Origin of the sequence: Nitrospira sp., assembly GCA_015709715.1 — a bacterium.
In the GTDB taxonomy this organism is placed as follows: domain Bacteria; phylum Nitrospirota; class Nitrospiria; order Nitrospirales; family Nitrospiraceae; genus Nitrospira_A.
This window is the reverse complement of record CP054184.1, coordinates 1,823,553-1,842,970: the sequence shown is the minus strand read 5'-3', so window position 1 is coordinate 1,842,970 and position 19,418 is coordinate 1,823,553. Positions and strand designations below refer to the sequence as shown.

The 19,418-nt window shown below is 62.5% G+C and carries 11 protein-coding genes; 4 read left to right on the top strand and 7 right to left on the bottom strand.

Annotated elements, in window-relative coordinates:
• The first annotated feature begins 8 nt into the window (after positions 1-8).
• The 4 genes from rsmA to HRU82_08625 all read left to right on the top strand — a co-directional run bounded on the left by rsmA (position 9) and on the right by HRU82_08625 (position 4,841).
• A complete protein-coding gene (gene rsmA / locus HRU82_08640; GenBank protein ID QOJ35010.1) occupies positions 9-812 on the top strand; it encodes a ribosomal RNA small subunit methyltransferase A in 804 nt (267 codons plus the stop codon).
• 72 nt (positions 813-884) lie between these two features.
• Positions 885-3,305 carry a DNA translocase FtsK 4TM domain-containing protein gene (locus tag HRU82_08635; GenBank protein QOJ35009.1) on the top strand — a complete coding sequence of 807 codons (2,421 nt, stop codon included), beginning with the start codon at positions 885-887 and terminating at the stop codon, positions 3,303-3,305.
• Positions 3,302-4,024: an outer membrane lipoprotein carrier protein LolA gene (locus HRU82_08630; protein ID QOJ35008.1), complete on the top strand. Its 723-nt coding sequence runs from the start codon at positions 3,302-3,304 to the stop codon at positions 4,022-4,024. Before HRU82_08635 ends, HRU82_08630 begins: the two co-directional genes overlap by 4 nt.
• Before the next feature lie 61 nt (positions 4,025-4,085).
• Positions 4,086-4,841 (top strand): 2OG-Fe(II) oxygenase, encoded by a 756-nt coding sequence (locus HRU82_08625; protein ID QOJ35007.1) that lies wholly within the window; start codon positions 4,086-4,088, stop codon positions 4,839-4,841.
• 51 nt (positions 4,842-4,892) lie between these two features.
• On the opposite strand, the gene HRU82_08620 is transcribed toward HRU82_08625, so the two are convergent.
• From HRU82_08620 to HRU82_08590, 7 genes are all read right to left on the bottom strand, one after another.
• The gene (locus HRU82_08620; GenBank protein QOJ35006.1) at positions 4,893-5,330 is read right to left on the bottom strand and encodes a response regulator; all 438 of its coding nucleotides are present in this window, start codon (positions 5,328-5,330) and stop codon (positions 4,893-4,895) included.
• Positions 5,331-5,339: 9 nt separating this feature from the next.
• A complete protein-coding gene (locus HRU82_08615; GenBank protein ID QOJ35005.1) occupies positions 5,340-8,069 on the bottom strand; it encodes a PAS domain S-box protein in 2,730 nt (909 codons plus the stop codon).
• Positions 8,070-8,271: 202 nt separating this feature from the next.
• Positions 8,272-10,581 carry a GAF domain-containing protein gene (locus tag HRU82_08610; protein QOJ35004.1) on the bottom strand — a complete coding sequence of 770 codons (2,310 nt, stop codon included), beginning with the start codon at positions 10,579-10,581 and terminating at the stop codon, positions 8,272-8,274.
• Positions 10,581-11,570, bottom strand: coding sequence for an ABC transporter substrate-binding protein (locus HRU82_08605; protein ID QOJ35003.1), 990 nt, complete (start codon positions 11,568-11,570; stop codon positions 10,581-10,583). Before HRU82_08605 ends, HRU82_08610 begins: the two co-directional genes overlap by 1 nt.
• A gap of 39 nt (positions 11,571-11,609) precedes the next feature.
• Positions 11,610-15,113, bottom strand: a complete 3,504-nt coding sequence (locus tag HRU82_08600; protein QOJ35002.1) for a PAS domain S-box protein — start codon at positions 15,111-15,113, stop codon at positions 11,610-11,612.
• Between the two features lie 32 nt (positions 15,114-15,145).
• The gene (locus HRU82_08595; protein QOJ35001.1) at positions 15,146-17,206 is read right to left on the bottom strand and encodes a TonB-dependent receptor; all 2,061 of its coding nucleotides are present in this window, start codon (positions 17,204-17,206) and stop codon (positions 15,146-15,148) included.
• Between the two features lie 10 nt (positions 17,207-17,216).
• Positions 17,217-19,172 carry a TonB-dependent receptor gene (locus HRU82_08590; GenBank protein QOJ35000.1) on the bottom strand — a complete coding sequence of 652 codons (1,956 nt, stop codon included), beginning with the start codon at positions 19,170-19,172 and terminating at the stop codon, positions 17,217-17,219.
• Positions 19,173-19,418: the final 246 nt, after the last annotated feature.

Here is a 19,418-nt window from a genome sequence, read left to right as displayed (position 1 = left end):
GCGGAACCATGGCTCGACCCTTCCCCCCGGCGCTCAAGCGACTCGGCCAAAACTTTCTCATTGATCCCAACATCGTTCGCAAGATCATCGCGCTGGCGGCCCTTCGCCCAGGCGAGACGGTGCTGGAAATCGGGCCTGGTCGAGGGGCGCTCACGGAGGGCCTGTGCATGGGGGCGGCTCGGGTCATCGCGGTCGAAATCGACCCGCAGTTGGAGCCGCACCTGCGGGAGCAGATTGGTCACCGTCCGAATCTGGATCTGCGCATCGGCGACGCCTTGCAGTTTCCCTTCGAGAGCCTGCCTGCCGGAACGGTTGTGGTAGCCAATCTACCGTATTATGTCTCGACGCCGCTGCTGTTCGCCTTCCTGGATGCCCGCGCCTCCTTCAGCCGCATGGTGCTGATGCTGCAAACCGAGGTGGCGCGGCGGTTGGCTGCCCGACCCAATCAGGGCGACTATGGCGTGTTATCGGTGTTGACGCAAGATGTGGCGACGGTCGACCTGGCCTTCACCGTCTCGGCGAATTGCTTCCGGCCGAGACCGACCGTCGGCTCCGCAGTGGTCCGGCTGGTGCTCCATACTCATGAGACGATCGACCCGATTCGGCAGGGCCGGTTTCGACGCCTCGTGCGGGCTTCGTTCGCCCACCGCCGAAAGACGGTGATCAATTCGCTTCGCGACGAGGGGTTCCCGTTCGATCGGCTGATGTCCGCCATGGAATCAGCCGGTGTCTCGCCGCAGGCCCGGGCCGAAATGCTGGCGCTGGAAGACTATCGAGCGTTGGCCCAGGTGCTCGACGCCGATCTTGTGTAAGCTCGCTGTCTGTCGCTGCACGCGTCGCGCCTTTGTTTGAAAAGGCATAGACCCTATGCTACGATCCGCCGCATGGGTGTATCCACCACGGCAAAGCGCGGTGACGCCCGCTCAGCCCCTTCCCGTTCCTCACATGTCAAACGTGAAGTGATCGGGGTTCTCCTGGTCGCGGCCGGTCTCCTCATCTTGCTCAGCCTGGTTTCATTCGTACCCGGCGACGCCAAAGCGATCGGAGCGGCGAGCGGTCAGCCGAAGAACATGATCGGCTCGGTCGGGGCGCTGGTTGCGGCCGCCTGTTTTTTCACGATCGGCGGGGCCGCGTATCTGATTCCGCTCCTGCTCGGCCTCCTCGGCGCACGTTGCTTCACGCCGATTCCTCTCACCGTGCGGCTCAGAAATGCCGGGAGCGGTGTGGCGGCCATCGTGTTCCTAAGCGCACTGCTGCATTTGGAGGTCACGGGGGTCCCGACCCTCTCCAGCGGGTGGGTCCATCGCGGGATGGCCGGTGGAGTGATCGGCCAAGTCCTGGCTGATGGCGCCAGAAGTTACTTTGCCAGCACGGGGGCCCACATCATCATCCTGACGGGATTGGTGGTGGCGCTCTTGTTTGCGGTGCCTGTTTCCCTGACGCTGCTGTTGCAGCGGGTACCCGGCTGGTGGATGACCCTTCGAGAGCGTGCCGCTGCCTTACGGCCGGAATGGCCGACTCAGCAGGCGGAGCAGTCCAAGCGGGTGCGGCCGAAGGCCTCGCGACCGCTTCGCGATGCAGGAGCGCCGCAGTTGGCGCGCGAGGTGGATGTCGTGGCCGAAGCCCTGGAGCAGATCGAGGTGCCGCTCGCTCCGCCGAAAATCCAACCGCCCCTCAAGGTCGAAAAGCGTCAAACTCCGGTCGAAGAACCGGCTGCGGTCGCGGTGAGCCCCTCCGTCTCGGACGGGTACGTATTGCCGGATCCGCAGGAGCTGTTGAGCGACCCTTCCGGACCGCTCGCCCGCCTGAGCGACGAAGAACTCAAGTTGCAATCCGAAATCCTCACCAAGGCCTTGCGGAGTTTTGCCATTGAGGGACGGGTGACGGAGGTGCGTCCTGGGCCGGTCGTGACGATGTACGAATTCGAGCCGGCGCCTGGGACCAAGGTCGCACGCATCGTGAATCTGGCCGACGACTTGGCCTTGGCCCTCAAGGCGATCAGTCTGCGCATCGTGGCTCCGTTGCCGGGAAAATCGGTCGTGGGGATCGAAGTGCCCAACCCGTATCGCGAGACGGTGTCGATGAAGGAGGTCGTGACGAGTGCGTCTTTTTCTCGCTCTCGCTCGAAGCTGAGCTTAGCCCTCGGGAAAGACATCTTCGGTGCGGCCGTCAGCGCGGACCTCAAAACCATGCCTCATCTTCTAGTGGCGGGAGCCACGGGCGCCGGCAAGAGCGTGAGCCTCAACACGATGTTGCTGAGCATTTTGTTCAGTGCCCGGCCTGACGAGGTGAAACTCCTCCTGATCGATCCCAAGATGCTCGAGTTTCAGAGTTACGACGGCATTCCGCACCTGTTGCGCCCCGTTATCACCGATCCGAAGTCGGCGGCGCGGGGCCTCAGTTGGGTGGTGCAGGAAATGGAGCGGCGGTATAAGCTCCTGGCGGATGCCGGAGTGCGGAACATCGATGCCTACAACCGGAAGATCGCCGAGATGCAGGGAGTGGTTTCGGACGCCTGGCAATCGGGCAAGCCCGAACAGGTTGAGCTGAAATTTCTTCCGGAAGAAGACCGGCTCTCACAAGGGGAGAGTACCGAACCGGCGGGCGAGAACGGGCCGAGGGACAAAGTGAAATCTACGCTGCCTGAGCCGTTGCCCTACATCACGGTCATGATCGACGAATTGGCGGACCTCATGATGGTGGCGCCGAAAGATGTGGAGGACAAGATCGCACGGCTGGCGCAGATGGCCCGGGCCTCGGGCATCCATCTGGTGCTGGCGACCCAGCGGCCGTCGGTGGATGTGTTGACCGGCCTCATTAAGGCGAACTTCCCGGCTCGCATCGCGTTTCAGGTCTCTTCCAAGACGGACTCCCGCACCATTCTGGACGCCAACGGCGCGGAGGCGCTGCTCGGTCGCGGGGACATGCTGTACTTGGCCTCAGGCACCGGCAAGCTCATGCGGATCCACGGCTGTTATGTGTCGGACGACGATGTGCGTCGCGTGGTGGAGTTTGTGAAGAAGCAGGCGTTGCCGTCCTATTGCCGGGAATTGCAGTCGCTCAAACAGGAAGAGGCGGAAGAGGAGCAGGAGAAAGACGACGTGTACGAACAGGCGAAGGACCTCGTCTTGTCGACCGGCCAAGCGTCAGCCTCCTTGATCCAACGGCGCCTCCGTGTGGGGTATCCCCGCGCGGCCCGCATGATCGAGCAGATGGAGGCGGAAGGGGTGGTCGGGGCGGCAGGACGCGACGGGCGCCGGGAGGTCCTCGGCCGTCGTGGGCCGGTCGGCGGAGAGGAAGCATGATGCGGACGTTGATGACGATGGTGCTCGTAGCCTGGTGCGGATGGCTCGCGGCGCCTGAATGGGTGAGAGCGGAAGACCAGCCCGTTGAAGATCCGATGGTGCAGGAAGTGCGCGAGGTGGTGAAGAAGATCCAAGCCCGGTACGAAAAAACGAAGGATCTCCAAGCCTCCTTCACGCAGAAAACTAGGATTGAGGGTTTTGCCACCCCCGTGCTGTCGACCGGACGTTTTTACATCAAGAAGCCAGGGCGTCTCCGCTGGGATTACATCGAACCGGCGACGGAGGAGATCTACGTCAACAAAGAAGACGTCAAAATGTATGTGCCCGAGCACAAGCAGGTGCTGGTGGGCAAACTGACCTATATGGCGGCTTCCCAGGCGCCGCTGCAGCTCTTGCAAGGCGTGGCAAAGCTCGACGAAGAGTTCGACATCACCCCCACGGCCGGCAAGGATCGCGGGGCGGGAGGCATTCCTGTGCTGACGCTGACCCCCAAGGAAGGGCGGGCGGAACCGGAGCGGGCCATCCAGCGGATCGTGATAGAGGTGGAGCCGAAGACCTATTTCCTCAAGACTATCGCGCTCCATGAGGTCAGCGGCAACGTAGCGACCTTCGACTTTGTCGAGTTGAAGGCCAACAGCGGTCTCAAGGACGATCTATTTGATTTCAAGGCGCCGTCCGATGTAGAAATCGTCAGGGCTCCGGTGCTGAGTCGGCCCTAGCCGACCTCGGATGACACCCTTTAGCGGCGACAGCAGCAACTCAGACTCGGCGAGGGAACGTATGAATCAGACCTGTACGAGCGAAGTGACCGAAGCGGTGGAACGAGCGGTCGCGGCCCTGGATCTGGATCGGTTGGAACGGGACTATTGGGACCAGAACGAGTTCCTCTACATTCCCGAATTCCTGCCGCGCGCACTCGTCGAACGCACCTTCGTGACCCAGGCCCAGGTCCTCAAGTCAGGATTGAATCGTAATTATATTCCCGGCCACAAGAAGGGTGGCAGCGTCAGTTACTACACCGTGATGGAACGGGGGCCCGAATTCATCGACCTCTACCGCTCGGATGCTTTTCGCGCGATGCTCAATCGGCTGACGCACGTCAATCTGCTGCTCTGCCCCGCCAACGATCCGCACTCCTGTGCGCTCTACTACTATACGGAAGCCGGGGACCACATCGGGTACCATTACGATACCTCTTACTACAAGGGCGCCCGTTATACGATCTTGATGGGATTGCTGGATCAATCCAAGCACTGTCGGCTGGTCTGTGATCTGTTCAAGGATGTGCCCGGCAAACAACCGATCCATATGGAATTGGCGACGGCCCCGGGCGACCTCGTGATCTTCAACGGCGACAAGCTATGGCATGCGGTCACGCCGTTGGGGGAGCAGGAGGAGCGAATCGTGCTGACGATGGAATATGTCACCAACCCCGATATGGGCCCGTTGAAGCGGCTCTATTCGAATCTCAAGGACTCCTTCGCCTACTTCGGTCTCCGTTCGGTATTCAAGCGCGCCTACTCCGCGCGATCCTAGGCATCGCCGGAACCGGTCGGTTCCGGCAAGCGCCAGGCCCCATCCAGCCGCTCAGGCGACACACTGGCTCCGTGCCGTGTGATCTCCCTGCACCGCTCCGGCCAGGACCCGCAGGAGGTCCTGCTTCACGACCGGCTTCACCACGTAGTCGCGCACGCCCATCTTCATCAGGGTGATGGCAAGATCGCAGTCTCGCTGACCGGTCAAGACGACCACGGGGATCGACGGATACTGCAGACGGAAGAACGCGATCGCTTCCACGCCGCTGTTTCGCGGGAGGCCGATATCAACAAGAATCGCAGTGACCATGCGCGAACGGTCGCCGCTCCTCATGACCTCGACGGCCTCCTGCCCATCGCCTGTCTCCAGGACCTTGTGCCCTGCCTGGGCGAGGGCCAGCCGGATCGTGTTGCGGGCGTAGGGCTCGTGCTCGACGAGGAGGACGCAACCCTCGCGGGATTTCGGCGGGCTCGGTTTGGGTGCGACCATACAGTTCTCTCACAGAGCGGCGGAAGGAAACCGCAATTGGAAGGTGGTGCCGTGCCCCACGAGGCTCTCCACCGTCACGGTGCCGTCATACTTGGCGACGATCTTTCGTACGATGCTGAGGCCGAGCCCGGTTCCCTGCCCCGCCTCTTTGGTCGTGAAGAAGGGATCGAAGATGTGCGGCAAGATGGAGGGTGGAATGCCGGGTCCATTGTCGGCCACGGTGACGGTGACCCACGGGCCCTCTTGGTTCGTCGTCAGTACCAAGCGACCGTTGCCGCGCATGGCTTGGGCGGCGTTGCTGATGAGGTTGACGAACACCTGATCGATTTCACCCTTTCTGGCACGGAGGAAGGCCGGCACGTCGAACTGCGTCACTACCTCCAGGCGCTCGAAGTGCGGGCCCCGCCGGACCATCTTGAGGGCCTCCACCAGACGTTCCGCCAGATCAAGCGCCGTCTCTCCGTCACGTCCGGTAGCGCGCGCATAACTGACGAAATCGCGCACCACGGTGGAGACGTGGCGTGCATAGCCCACGATGTCGGCGGCGAATTCCTTGATGCGGCGAGGGTCTTCTTCGTCTTGGATCAACTCCGCCATGCTGAGGATGGCCTGAGCTGGATTGTTGATCTCATGGGCCATCCCCGACACCATGGTCCCCAGACCGGAGAGTTTTTCAGTCTGGATGAGTTGATCCTGGAGCTGTTTGTCTTCCGTAATGTCCCACAGCATGATGCCGGTGTGATGCTCACCGGACTCGGCTGCGGCGACAGGGAAGAAGCGATAGCGATAGGTGCGCCCCGCAAGCTCGCATTCGCCTTCCGGCGGTCTGGGCCCGGTTTCGGCGAGAGGTGGGGATGCTGCATTGTTCAGATAGCGAATGGCTGTCTCGGGAAGAGCCAGACAGTCCGAGAGCAGGCGGCCGATCAAGGACCTTCCCTCGCCGAAATACTGAGCGGCCAGTGGGTTGGTGTAGCGGATGCGCTGTGTCCGGTCACAGAGCAGAATCGCGCCGGGTAAGCTGGCGAGCAGCCCCTGCGTCATTTCATGGGAACTGCGCAGCGCTTGGATGGCGCAGGTGCGTTCGATAAACTGACCGACCTTCATGCCCGTGTCGGTCAAGGCCTGCAGCAGACCGGTGCTGGGGGGGAGCGTGCTGTCCGAAAAGAGTTCCAGGACGCCCTGAATCAGGTTGCCTGTGCGGATCGGCACGGCGCAGGCTGTATGGATTCCCAGGCGGGCCGCAGTCGGCCTGCGGGTGAAGCGGCCGTCAACCATGGCGTCGGGAACCCAGAGGGGCAGTTTGCTTGTCTTCGTGATGCCGGGAAAATCGAGACCAGGCGGCATGGCGCTGTTACGACAGAGGGTCACAAAATCCTGCCAGTGGCGACCGGGGCGCAGCCAGTCACCGCGGCAGACCAAATTGGCGTCTGCGGATGGGGGCTGCCACCAGAGGGCCAAGTCCCACGGCCCCATTTCAGCCGTCACACGCAGGATGGGCAGGATGGCCTCCTCGATGTGATCGGCCTGCGCGAGGATGTGGCTGACCGAGAGTTGCGCCTGTTGCAGTCGCTCTTGGCGCGCGCGTTCCGTGCCATCCTGGAACACCACGACGGCGCCGACCGTTCGATCCTGCTCGTGGATCGGGCTGGTGACGTAGTGCGCCGGCAACGAGGTGCCGTCCTTCTTGAAAAAAGTTTCGTTCTGGATGCGATGGATGGCGCCATCACGCAACGCCGCCTGCAGCGAGAAGGGGTCCGGCGGCATCACAGACGGTCCCGATGCCGCCTGGTACAGCAGGGGGGCCATCGGCTTGCCCAACAACTCCTCGGGGCCCCAGCCGAGCATCCGCGCCGCAGTGGCATTGACGAAGGTGGCGCAGCCCTGGAGATCGAGTCCGAAGATGCCCTCCCCGGCACCGTCCAGGATCAACCGGTTCTGGTGGCTCAATCGGGCGACGGCCTCTTCTGCTCGCTTCCGCCTGGCGATGTTGCGGACGATGCCGCTAAAAAATATGCCTTCCTTGGCATGCCACGAGGCCAGGGAGAGTTCAATGGGAAACTCCTCGCCCGCTTTGGTCAGCCCCACCAGTTCGGTGGTCTTGCCGATGAACGTCGTGGCGGTTCCTTGCACGAGGCGGCTGATGCCGGCGGTATGCGCAGACCGAAAACGTTCCGGCATCAACATGGTGAGGGGGTGCCCCAAGGCCTCCTGCTTGTTGTATCCGAACATGCGCTCGGCCGCGCCGTTCCACCAAATGATGTGTCCGTTCTGGTCGGCCAGGACGATGCCATCGGTGGCGGATTCGACGAGCGCCCGAAACCGTTCTTCGCTGGCATGCAGGGCCTGCTCGACATACTCCGCCCGTACGGCCAGCCCCTTCACGGCAACGGCTCGGCGGAGCACGGCTTTTAATTCCTGCGAGTTGTAGGGTTTGGTGAGGTAGGCGAAGGCCCCCTTGGCGAGGGATCCGATGGTGTTCTCCGGGGTCGCATTGCCGGTCAGGATGATGACGGGCAACGAGGGGTCCAGCTCCATCATCACCTTGAGAACGGAGAGCCCGCTCAAGTCCGGCAAATGAATGTCGAGCAGCGCGGCGCCATATTGCGTCTGTTTGGCCTGTTGCAGAGCTTCGGTGCCGGAGGCGGCGCTTTCAACAATGTAGCCCTCGTGCGACAACATGTCGCCAAGCGATTCGCGGATGTCGGGATCGTCATCGACGATGAGAATATGGGGACGCACGGCGACGCCCTCCGTGGTTGAATGGGTTTTGGCTTCGACGAGGCGCAATACCCATGCCGAAGATTCAGGATGCTGATTTCTCAGACGGTTGGAGGGAATGTGCCGGAGAATGGCTATGAGGAGGAATCTCGGCGCCGTGCAAAAGTATGCGTGTATTATCGGATGAGATACAGCCCCGGATGGCGCGCGGGCGATCCGGCTGTCAGCGGGGAGGGCGGGGCGCCAGCGGGAGCGTGAAGAAAAACTGCGTGCCGACGCCTAGCAGGCTTTCCACCCCCATGGTTCCTCCATGCAGGGTGACGAGACTCTTGGTGATGAAGAGGCCGAGCTGTGCGCCCTGCGCGGTCGGCACGGCCGACTCCACCTTGGAGAACTCCGTGAAGACTTTCGGCAGTTCGTGGGGGGCGATGCCGCATCCGGTGTCGGCCACGATGATCCGGACCATGTGTCCGTCCACCCCCTCGCAACGCACTGCGACGTGCCCCGCTTTCGGGGTGAACTTGATGGCATTACCGACCAGATTGAACAGGATCTGCTCCAGTTTGTCGCGGTCGGCCCGCACCAGGAGCGCTCGATCGCAGGGCGTCACTTCCAGGATGATGGCTTTCTCGGCCGCCAAGGTTTGGAAACTCTCCACCACTTCGGTGATGAATTCCCCGATAGGGAGCGGCTCCGGCTTGACGTCGATCCGCCCCACATCGAGGCGAGACCAATCCAGGAGCTGATTGATGATGCGGGTGAGGCGATCCACGTTGTGCTTGATGCGCTGCAGATAATGTTCCTGGCGTTCGGAGAGAGGGCCGGTGAGGCCGTCCAGCATGTTCTCGACGAACCCCTTGATGGAGGTCATCGGCGTACGGAGTTCATGGGACGCGACCGAGACGAATTTGGAGCGACGCCGGTCGTGCTCTTGGAGCCGCTCGTTGGCCGATTGAAGTTCCTGCGTGCGCGATTGAACGCGCTGTTCCAGGTGCTCGGTCAGGGTTTCCAATTCGACGTAGGCTCTGGCGTTGTCGATGGCGACGGCGACGTGACTGCCGATGGTCATCAAGAGGTCCAGGTCTTCCTGACTGCAGATCTGAGCGCCGCGATGGGCGGCCAGATACCCCAGGATTCGTTGCTGGCTGCGGAGCGGGACTCCGACGAATGATTTGATCTCGGCTTCCTTGATCAGCGGTTGCGCCAGGGGAGAGAAGCGGTGCATCACGTCCTCGACGGTCACAATATGAACCGAGCGGCCATGGATCAGCATCTCTGCCTGAACGGACCCGTCATCCTCAACGGGAATCTCCAGTTGCCTGGCTGCCTGTTCGATCTGCGAGGGGACTCCTGCGATTTGGGCGACGGTCGCGACGCCGCGTTCGCGGTCCCAGAGCATCAACACCATGCCCGTGAAACCCAGATTGTCGATCAGGAGTTGCAGGACTGCGGACAGGAGCCGATGCGGGTCCAGGGTGGAGGTGATGGCGGCGCTCGACTGATTGAGCGTGGCCAGCTGGGCTGCATGCCGCCTGATGGTTTCGAGGTTCGCGGAAATCGCCTGGTCGCGGTCCTGGAGCGATTGAATCATCAAATTGAAAAGCGAGGTCAGCTGGCCGACCTCGTCTTGTGTCGTCGGCGCGACGAAGGTGGAGAGGTCGCCTTCGCTGACCTTGCGCGCCCCGCTGGCGAGGTTTCGCAGAGGCATAATGATGCGGTCGGCCAGCAGCCTGGTGAAGAGGATACCCGTGAGGATGATGCCTAAGGTCAAGAGCAGCACGTTGCGGAGCACCTTGGCCAACTCTCCCTGCATCGGTACCTCGGTCAGGCCGATTTGCACCACCCCGTAGGGTTGGTGAGGGGCGGAAGACGATCCCGGCCGTTTGGTTTCCTCTTCTTGAAGCGCCAGTGCGTCCAGGCGCGACGGCGCCCCTCGTAAGACAGGGAGCGCGAAATCATAGAACGTTTCTTCGCGGGGTCCGCCGCCGGACAGGTAGATCGTCACCCCGCCGTCCTGGATCGGCACCGCCCCGGAGCCGGTCAGACGCATGCGAGTGACAGTCGGGTGCGTGCTCGGATTCTTGAGCAGGGATGCGGCAAGGTTCGATTGAGGATAGAACGCGTGTGCCGCCGAACGGGACCGGCTGTGGGCGTCGTTGAGCGAGCCCTTGCTCCTGGCGACGAGCACGCGGCCGTCTGCGCCGGTGATCACCACATACACCACTTCGTCGACGTCCATCACGCCGGTGATGAACTGTTCGAGGATTGTCTGTTCCTCGGTGATGATCCCGTACCGGACATTGTGCGCCAGGTTTTTGACCAAAATCATCCCCAGATCCGTCACGCGTTCCGTCATGGCGGTCTGCTTGCTGCGGATGAAATACCAGCTCAAGCCCGAACAGGTCAGGATGATGATCAAGCTGAAAAAGACGACGAATTTGGTCCGCAGGCCCACGAAGCGGCCGTGCACGCCGGCGAAGGACGGCGGCTTCGTTCGGTGGGCGGCGGGTGTGCCTTGCGGGGTGCCGTTCATCAGTAGACCTCGTCGGCTTTGGATTCGAGTTCTTTGGGGATGTCGATCCCGAGGAACTTGGCCGTTTTGAGATTGATGCTGGTTTCGATGCGATCGGGAGCGAGCGGCTTCGCCGGCAGCACGACCTGCCCGTCCAGAATCCTGCGGGCCAACTGGCCGGCTTGGCGACCGATGTCGTGGTAGTTCACGGACAGACACAGGAGCGCCCCGCTCTTGGTGAATTCCCGCGAAAAGCCGATGGCCGGAACGCGCGCTTCCAACGACGAGTTCAAAATGAAGCGGAGGGATTCGTCGGTCAGGACCGTGGAGTCCGGCACGAGCATCAGCGCCCCGACGGACGGCAAGAGCGTTCGCAACGCGCCGGGTACATCCCGTTCGCTGCCGACTTGCGCGGGGAGGAATTCCATGCCCTGCTGTTTGGTCAGTCGTTTGATCTCCTCGATGACGTGTCCGGTCTTGGACGGATCGTAGAGGGCGCCGACGCGCTTGAGGGGCAGGCTCGTCAGCAAGGGACGGATGAGCGCCAATTGTCGCTCCAGCGGCACCTCGAGCAAGATGCCGGTCATGTTGGAGGTATTCAGCCCATACTTGGCCGGGTCCAGCACCATGGCATAGATGATCGGGATATCCAGAATCTCCAGTTGCGCCGCCTTCGCCGCCTTCACCCCGGCGGTGAAGACCAGGGCCGTGTCCGATGCGCGGATCTTTCTCGCGAGTTTGCGTCCCTTCTCCAAGTCGCCCTGCAGATCGTACTCGGACAGCGTCACATCGCTCGGAAGGGCCGCTTTGAAGCCGCCGATGGCTTGGTTGTAGGCGGCGATATCCGAGGACTTCAGAATGACCACCTCCGTGGCGACGGCCAGAGACGGGCTCAGCAGCGCGATGATCAGCGCGGCCGTCATCCGCCCCCAGCGACGCCAGGGACGAGCCGATGACGGGAAGAATGGGCCGCGGTCTGTGGGCGGTTTGGTCACAAGTCTGGTCCTCATCGAAGCGAGCGTTCGGCGCGGCTGACGCAGGGCACGTTGTTACCGCCGACCGATGGAGGGCCCCGTCGTTTCATGAACGATGCCCAGCACGCGGATCGGACTTCCTTCGGGAGTCCGCTGAATGCGTCCGGTCCAGGCCAGCCAATGCAGCGAGCCGTCGGGCCGCAGGACGCGGTGCGCGACATTGACGGCAGACTGGGCGGCCAGGCTCTGGTCCAGATGCGCGAGCACCGAGCCCCGATCCTCCAGATAAATCAGGTCGAGATAGGCGCCATAGGTGCCCGGGAAGGAGCCCGGCGGAAGCCCGAACAACGCTTCGACGCCGGCCGACCAATAGAGGCGTCCGGACGCCACGTCCCAGTCCCAGATACCCACGTCCGATGCGGAGAGGGCCAGGCGCAGCCGTTCTTCGCTGAGGCGCAGTTGTTCCTCCGTTCGCTTGCGTTCCGTGATGTCTGTGGAAATGCCGCACATGGCGAACACGTGGCCGGAGCGGTCTCGGATGGGGACCTTGACCGAGAGGTAGGTGTGCAGGCCGTCGGCATGGGGTGCGAGTTCCTCGATTTCCAGGGGCCGGCCGTTGGTGAGCACCCACCGGTCGTTCTGCCGAAACACGTCGGCGATGTCCGCGGGGAACAGATCGTGGTCGGTTTTCCCCGGCACCTGTTCCGCCCTCACATGAAACAATTCTTCGAAGCGCGAGTTGACCATGAGATACCGTCCGTCGGCTTGTTTGGCGTATATCGCGGCGGTGGCGTTGTTCACGATCGAGCGCAGCAATTCCTCGCTGCGATGCAGCGCCTCTTCGGCGCACTTGCGTGCGGTAATGTCTTGGAGCGAGCCGGCCATCCGTACGGCACGGCCCTGCTCGTCTCGCTGCAAGACCTCGGCGCGGGCACGGACCCAGAGGTACTCGCCCTGTTTGTTGAGCAGGCGATATTCCACATCATACTGCGACATCTCCGTTTGGGTGCAGTCCGACAGCAGTTGGAAGACGCGGTCGCGATCGTCAGGATGGAGCCGCGACGCCCAGCTGTCGAGGACGTTCGGGAATTCCGCCTCGCTGTAGCTCAGCATCTCGCGGACGCGCGGCGACCACCAAACCGGGGTCTGGGGATCGTGCCAGGCAATCCCCGGCAGCACGTGACCGTCCCAAAAGCCGTCGTTCGAGCCTCGTATGACGGCGGCCAAGCGCTCCTCGCTGACCCGCAGCGACTCCTGGACCTGCTTGTACTCGGTGATGTCTCGGGAGATGGCCAGCAGCCGGCGGGAAAACCCTTGGGTGTCGAACATGGGCGTGATCTGCACATCCCACCACTTCGCCTGCCCGCTCGCGGTGGGGCAGAAACCGACGAATTTCCCGATGTCACCCGCCTTGGCCGCTTCCAGTGCGGCCAGGGCTGCATGACGGTCTTCACCAACCCAGAAGTCCGCCCAGGGCTTGTTGTGATATGCCGCCACATCGGCAATCTCCAACAACGTTTGGCCGGCATCATTGATGTATTGCAGCCGGCCCTCGAGGTCCAGCACCTTGATGCAGTCCGCGCTGCTGCGGAGAATCTGATTCTTGAACTCTTCGCTGTCGTGCAGCGCCAGTTCGGCCTCCTTGATGGCGGTGATGTCTTCGCACACGAGGAGAACGACGGGTTGTTGCCGCTCATTGCGCACGGCTTGCGCCGTTTCCCGTATCCAGATGATGCTGCCGTCTTTGCGAACCTTGCGAAACTCCCACCGCCTCGGCTGCCCCATGTCGCCGAGGCACTCGGCGAGGTGGCTGCGGACCGCCTCACGGTCCTCCGGGTGAAAGACCTGCAGCACCGAGGTGCCGACCAACTCTTCCACCCCATATCCCAGCCGTTCGGCGCCGGCTCGGTTGACCGACAGGACGGTGCCCTCCGTGTCGACCATGAAGTACATGGAGGGGTTGTCGTCGAACAGCGCGCGGTATCGCCGCTCGCTTTCGACCAGCGCGGCTTCGACGCGTTTGTCCTCGGTGATATCCTCCGCGAACCCGACGAGACGATAGATCGTGCCCTTGTCATCGTAGATCGGGTAGGCACGGTCCCAGATCCAGCGCTCCGAGCCATCGGGGCGGACGATACGATATTCCTCGTCGTAGGGGACCGCTTGGCGCTGGTTCATGGCGGCGGCGAGGATCCGCTGTCGATCCTCGGGATGGATGGCCTCCAGCCAGGACAGCGGCCGAGCGTACAGGCTCTCGCAGGTGCGGCCCCAGACCTCCTCATATCCGGGGCTGATGTAGATCACCTGCTCCTTCGACGGATCGGTCATCCAGAACACTTCCTTGATGTGTTCAGCCAGCTGCCGGAAGCGCTCCCGACTTTCCTCGATGGCGCGTTCCGCCTCCTTGCGCTCGGTGATGTCCCGGAAGACCACGACGGCTCCCGCCACGGCGCCCTTTTCGATGATTGGCGTGCACACATACTCCACGGGGATGGCGGTGCCGTCCTTGCGCCAGAACACGTCGGTCGAGACGCGATGCACCAACCCGTCGCGCAACGACGCATAGATCGGGCAGTCGTCCAGCGAATACACGCCGCCATCCGACTTCGAATGATGGAGCAGGCTGTGCATGGATCGATCGATGATCTCGGCCGGTTCATAGCCCAGCAGCGTCGCAGCGGCGGGATTGACGAAGGTGCAGGTGCCGGTCTTGTCGAGACCGTAGATGCCTTCGCCGGCCTGCGTGAGGATGACCTCGTGCAGGTGCCGGAGCCGGTCCAGAATGTCCTCCGCCCGGCGGCGTTGGGTGATGTCGCGGATGATGCCGCTGTAAAAGACTTCGCCGTCCGTGGTCCACATGGCCAGGGACAGTTCCAGGGGGAACTCGCTGCCGTCTTTGCGAAGGCCTTCCAACTCCACCAGGTGGCCGATCAGGCGGGAACGTCCGGTATCTCTGACTCGCGCGAGTCCCCGTTCATGCGCGGCGCGATGTCGAGGAGGCATCAGGATGGTCATGGGACGGCCGCGGACTTCCTCGTCGGTATACCCGAACAGGCGGGCGGCGGCCCGATTCCAGGAGAGGATGGTCCCCCGACCGTCGGCAAGAATGATCGAGTCGGTCGCGGCTTCCACCAGCGAACGAAACCGTGCCTCGCTTTCCGAGAGCGCGTGTTCGGCATGTTCGACCTTGGCGGCCAGGGCCTGCACGCCCACGGCGCGTTGAAGGACGGCGCGCAACTCGTCGCGATTGTAAGGTTTCGTCAAGTAGGCGAAGGCGCCCTGCGTCAACGAGCCCACCGTGCGATCTGTACTCGTGAAGGCCGTGAGAATGATGACTGGCAGGTGAGGGTGCGTCTCCTGCAGGCTCTTGAGCACCGTCGATCCGTCGCCGTCGGGCAACCCCAAGTCGAGGAGGACGGCGTTGTATTGGTGGCGACGCGCCTGTGCGAGGGCCTCCGCGCAACTGCCGGCGATACTCACCTGATACCCGTCGTGGTCGAGAAAATCCTGCAGCCCGAGCACGATGTCGGGGTCGTCATCGACGACCAAAATGGAGCGGCTCTCGCCGGTGATTGTCATGACATCCTCCCGAGTCCCGGAAGACTCCGGCCTTAAAATCTGAGGGTTACCCATCCCATCACGCGCCGGCCGATCACGTCGCCCAGCGGATGCTCCTTGTGTGTATCGTTCAACGCATTGAACACGGACAGAGCCAGTTCCGCCTCGCGCAGGTAACCGGCGGCGGCCTTCTGTTGCCAAATCCGGTAGCCGGCTCGGAGGTTCAACAGGTTGTAGCTGCCGACGCGGTCGAGCGGCACCAGGACACCAGTCCCGGGAAGCGCCGCGAGGTTCGTGAAGGTTTGCGCAATAGGATAGGTCGCGGCGCCGACGTAGTAGTAACTGATTTCGCCGCTCAAGCCGTTATCCCACTCGGCGCGGAGGCCTGCGCTGATCTTCGAGCGGGGGGCGCCTCTGCGGACCGTTCCCGTGAAGGTTTGCCCGATTTCCTCGTAGGCGTAGTTGGCAAATCCGCTCAACCAGTTGGTGGCCAGGACTTCCACTCCCGCCTCGCCGCCATAGATGTCGGCGGAGCCCTGGTCGTTGACGAATTCGGAGGTCCCCCCAGCGGTGACCCGACTGCCGATTAGGTCCGAGACGTGATTGAAAAAGACATCGGCGCGGAGACGAAGGCGATGCTTCCAGTACCAGCCTTGATACCCCGCTTCGTAGGATAGGATCTGTTCTGGCGCGAGGCGGGTGGACCCCGAGACCGGAATGGTCGTCGAGATAGACGGTGGAAAGGGCAGGCCCGTGGGGATCGTGGTGGTCACCCGTTGGTCTTGATGCGACTCGAACAACGTCGGTGGCCGATAGGCGACGGACCCGGAGAGGTGGAAGGTGTGGCCCTCGATCGGCTGGTAGAGGAGCGCGACGCGGGGGCTCCATGTTCCGTTGATCTGGCTATGCAGGTCATAACGAATCCCGGCGACCAGGGTCAGTGTGGGGGCCGCACGCCACTCGTTCTGAAGAAACAGCCCGAGCCGGTCTTCTCGGCTGAATCGATCGATGGCGGGGCTCGAAAGGGAATTGTGGCGATAGGTCAGACCATACAGCATGCGGTTGCCGGCCCAGAGGGTCGCGGCATGTTGAAGGTCCAGGTTGTATGTATTGCCGCGGAAGGGATTGGTCGTCTGACCGTTACGATCCGTCACGCGCAGCAGATTGGACAACGGCGGAGTGGGAGCAATCGTCGCATCGTCCGTATACCCGGACCACCAGGCCCGGACAAGAAAGGCGCCCTGTTCATAGAGCGCGTTGGCATATCCGAATGACGGGCGAAGGGAGTTGCTGGTCACCTCCCCGACCTGCCCGTCATAGCGATTCGTATCGACCAGGCCGCCGGACACTTGAAGCTTCGCGGTCGAGGAGAGGGCATAGTTGGTCTGGACATTGAACCGGTGAGTCCTGAACCCCAGGGCGTCGTGGTCGCGCCATTGTTGGGTCTGGTCGCGGCCGATCGACAGGCGGTACCCCAGCTTTCCGGCCGTGCCGGCTTGGACCGCTGAACTCGTGATGGTGCCCAATTCCCCCGCGCCGAACTGCAGCGTCGTGCCTTTCATTTCTTCCGGCGACTTGGTGATGATGTTGATCACGCCGTCGAAGGCGTTGAACCCGTACATGGCGGAGGCGGGGCCTTTCAGGACCTCGATGCGTTTGATCTCGACGAGCGTGACCGGAATGGACTTCCAATACACATTCCCCTGCACATCGAGATAGATGGAGCGCCCATCCACCATTACCAGCATCTTATTCGCGAACGGTTGGTTGTCGCCTCGGGCGCTCACGTTGAAGTCGGCGCCCGTCATCTGCATGACTTCCAGCCCCGGCACGCGGCGCAACACCGTTGGGAGATCGACGGCGCCGGATTGCCGGATGTCTTCGTCGGTGATCACGTAGACGTTCGCCGGAGCTTGGGAGATCGGCTGTTCATAGAGGGAGGCGATGCTCACCGTCTCTTCTTCCTTCAGCAATTGCAGTTCGTCGCCGGACGGAACGACGGAACGCTCCTCTCCCTTCGCCGTCGACCGGGCGGGGGAAGTCCCGGCAGCCAGGTCGGCGGTCAGAAGGAGTACCAGCACGAGGGAGGCCGCCCTCTGTCGCTCGGCGCTCATGACACGCGACTCAGAACGTAAGGGTCATCCATCCCATCACCCGGCTGCCGAGCACATCCCCGAGAGGATGCTCTCGATGACGATCATTCAAGGCGTTCAACACGGCGACAGCCACCTCCGCCTTGTCATGCCAGAACCGGTAGCCTGCGCGGAGGTTGAGCAGGGTGTAACTATCCACGACCGGACTGGTCGGGGAGAGGAGAGGAGCCAGCGCCGTGAAGAATTCGATCAACGGGTAGGTCGCGCTCGCCACATAGTTGACGGTCACTTCCGCGTTGACGCCGCTCTCCCAGTCTCCGCGCACCCCCACATTGGCTTTCCAGTCGGGGCCGCCGCGACGAGCGACGCCGGAAAAGGTCTGGCCGATTTTCTGGTAGGAGACGTTGGCGAACCCGCTCAGCCACTTGGCGGCCAGCCATTCCACGCCCGCTTCCGTGCCGTAGATGTCGGCCTCGCCGCCGTTCACCAACGTTCGGGTGGTCCCCACGGTGCGGAAGTTGATCAGGTCGGAGAGGTGGTTGAAGAACAGATCGAGCCTGGTGCGCAGGCGATGCTTCATCCACCAGCCCTGATATCCGGCTTCGTACGACACGATTTGCTCAGGGCTCAGTCCCTGTGAGCCGAACAGCGGAATGGGCGCGAAGAGGGGCGGAACGGTCGGCAGAATACGGAGGTCAAGGTTCGACTCGAAGAGCGTCGGCGGGCGGTAGGCCACCGACCCGCTGATGCGGAACGAATGATCGGGGGTGAGTGCATACAGGAGGGCGACCCGCGGACTCCACGTCCCGGCGATCTTGCTGTGCAGGTCGTAACGAACGCCTGCGACCAGGGTCAGGGACGGCAAGGGACGCCATTCGTCTTGCAGGTGGAATCCGAAGCGGTCTTCGCGCCCTAACGTGGAGACGGCGCTGCCGTCGACCGTGTTGTAGCGATAGTTGAGCCCGTAGCTCAGCCGGTTGGTCGCCCCGAAGTCGAGGCTGTGTTGAGCTTCGAGGTTATACGTGTTGGTGGTGAAGGACACGTCGGTGCCCCCCAGAGCGTTCGTTTGGCGGACGAATCGGGCCAGCAGCGGGTGAGTGGTCGAGTCGACTGGGATATCGTTGCCCTGCCACCAGCCGCGAATGGAGAGGCTACGGAGCTGGTACTGAACATCGGCATAACCTTGATTGAACCGGGATTGGGGAATCTGGACGTTGGAGACGGGGCCGTCGAACCGGTTGGTATCGATGAAGCCGCCGGCCACCCGGAGCGAGGCATCCGAGGACAGGTTGTATTGCGTCTGCACATTGAACTTGTGGGAACGGAATGCCAGCGCATCGCCGTTGCGCCACTGCTGGTTCTGGTCGCGGCCGATCGAGAGACGGTAGTCGAGATGGCCCGCCGACCCGGCATGGACGGCCGCGCTGGAGATCGTGCCGAGTTCACCGCCTCCGAATTGCAGGGTAGTGCCCTTCATCTCCTGCGGCGACTTGGTGATGATGTTGATGACGCCGTCGAAGGCGTTGAATCCATAGACGACGGAGGCCGGTCCCTTGAGGACTTCGATCCGCTTGATCTCCGGAAGCGTCACCGGGAGGGACTTCCAAAACACCAGGCCCTGGCCGTCGATGTAGATCGATCGGCCGTCCACCATCACCAGCATCTTATTGGCGAACAGCTGATTGTCGCCTCGCGCACTGACGTTGAAGTCCGCTCCGGTCACCTGCATCACGTCAAGGCCCGGTACCCGGCGCAGGACGGTCGGGATATCGGTCGCGCCGGAATGACGGATATCCTCATCGGTTATGACGTAGACGTTCGAGGGGGCGTGGGAGATCGGCTGTTCGTACCGCGTGGCAATGCTCACCATTTCTTCTTCCTTGAGCAGTGCCAACTCCTGGATCGGCGCAGAAGTTTCGGAGGCGGTCGGTGGAGGTGTCGGCGCGTCGGTGGCATGGGCGGTAGCGGCGCCACAGAGGAGGAGCATGCTTCCCCAGCAGAGAGCGCCAGGCCGGCGCGCGGGCGCTGAGAAGGTTGCGTCCGCGGTAACGATGCGCCGGAGTGGAGAGTGGGGCCGCCCTGCCCAGAGGCGCATGGCATCTCGTGGAACCCTGGCCGGCGGTTGGAGGTTATGACGTGTGGCGGTGCCTATGAACGTACCGGCGATTCCATCAAGCCACTCGCAAAAGGCATGCTTGGCGGCTGTCGAGAATGTTGTGTCGGAGGCAGGGAT

Bases quoted from the DNA above. Each gene is read 5' to 3' on its own strand.
- HRU82_08590 (QOJ35000.1), bottom strand. From the start codon at position 19,172: ATGCTCCTCCTCTGTGGCGCCGCTACCGCCCATGCCACCGACGCGCCG.
- HRU82_08605 (QOJ35003.1), bottom strand. From the start codon at position 11,570: ATGAGGACCAGACTTGTGACCAAACCGCCCACAGACCGCGGCCCATTC.
- HRU82_08600 (QOJ35002.1), bottom strand. From the start codon at position 15,113: ATGACAATCACCGGCGAGAGCCGCTCCATTTTGGTCGTCGATGACGAC.
- HRU82_08630 (QOJ35008.1), top strand. From the start codon at position 3,302: ATGATGCGGACGTTGATGACGATGGTGCTCGTAGCCTGGTGCGGATGG.
- HRU82_08620 (QOJ35006.1), bottom strand. From the start codon at position 5,330: ATGGTCGCACCCAAACCGAGCCCGCCGAAATCCCGCGAGGGTTGCGTC.
- HRU82_08625 (QOJ35007.1), top strand. From the start codon at position 4,086: ATGAATCAGACCTGTACGAGCGAAGTGACCGAAGCGGTGGAACGAGCG.
- HRU82_08595 (QOJ35001.1), bottom strand. From the start codon at position 17,206: ATGAGCGCCGAGCGACAGAGGGCGGCCTCCCTCGTGCTGGTACTCCTT.
- HRU82_08610 (QOJ35004.1), bottom strand. From the start codon at position 10,581: ATGAACGGCACCCCGCAAGGCACACCCGCCGCCCACCGAACGAAGCCG.
- HRU82_08635 (QOJ35009.1), top strand. From the start codon at position 885: ATGGGTGTATCCACCACGGCAAAGCGCGGTGACGCCCGCTCAGCCCCT.
- rsmA (QOJ35010.1), top strand. From the start codon at position 9: ATGGCTCGACCCTTCCCCCCGGCGCTCAAGCGACTCGGCCAAAACTTT.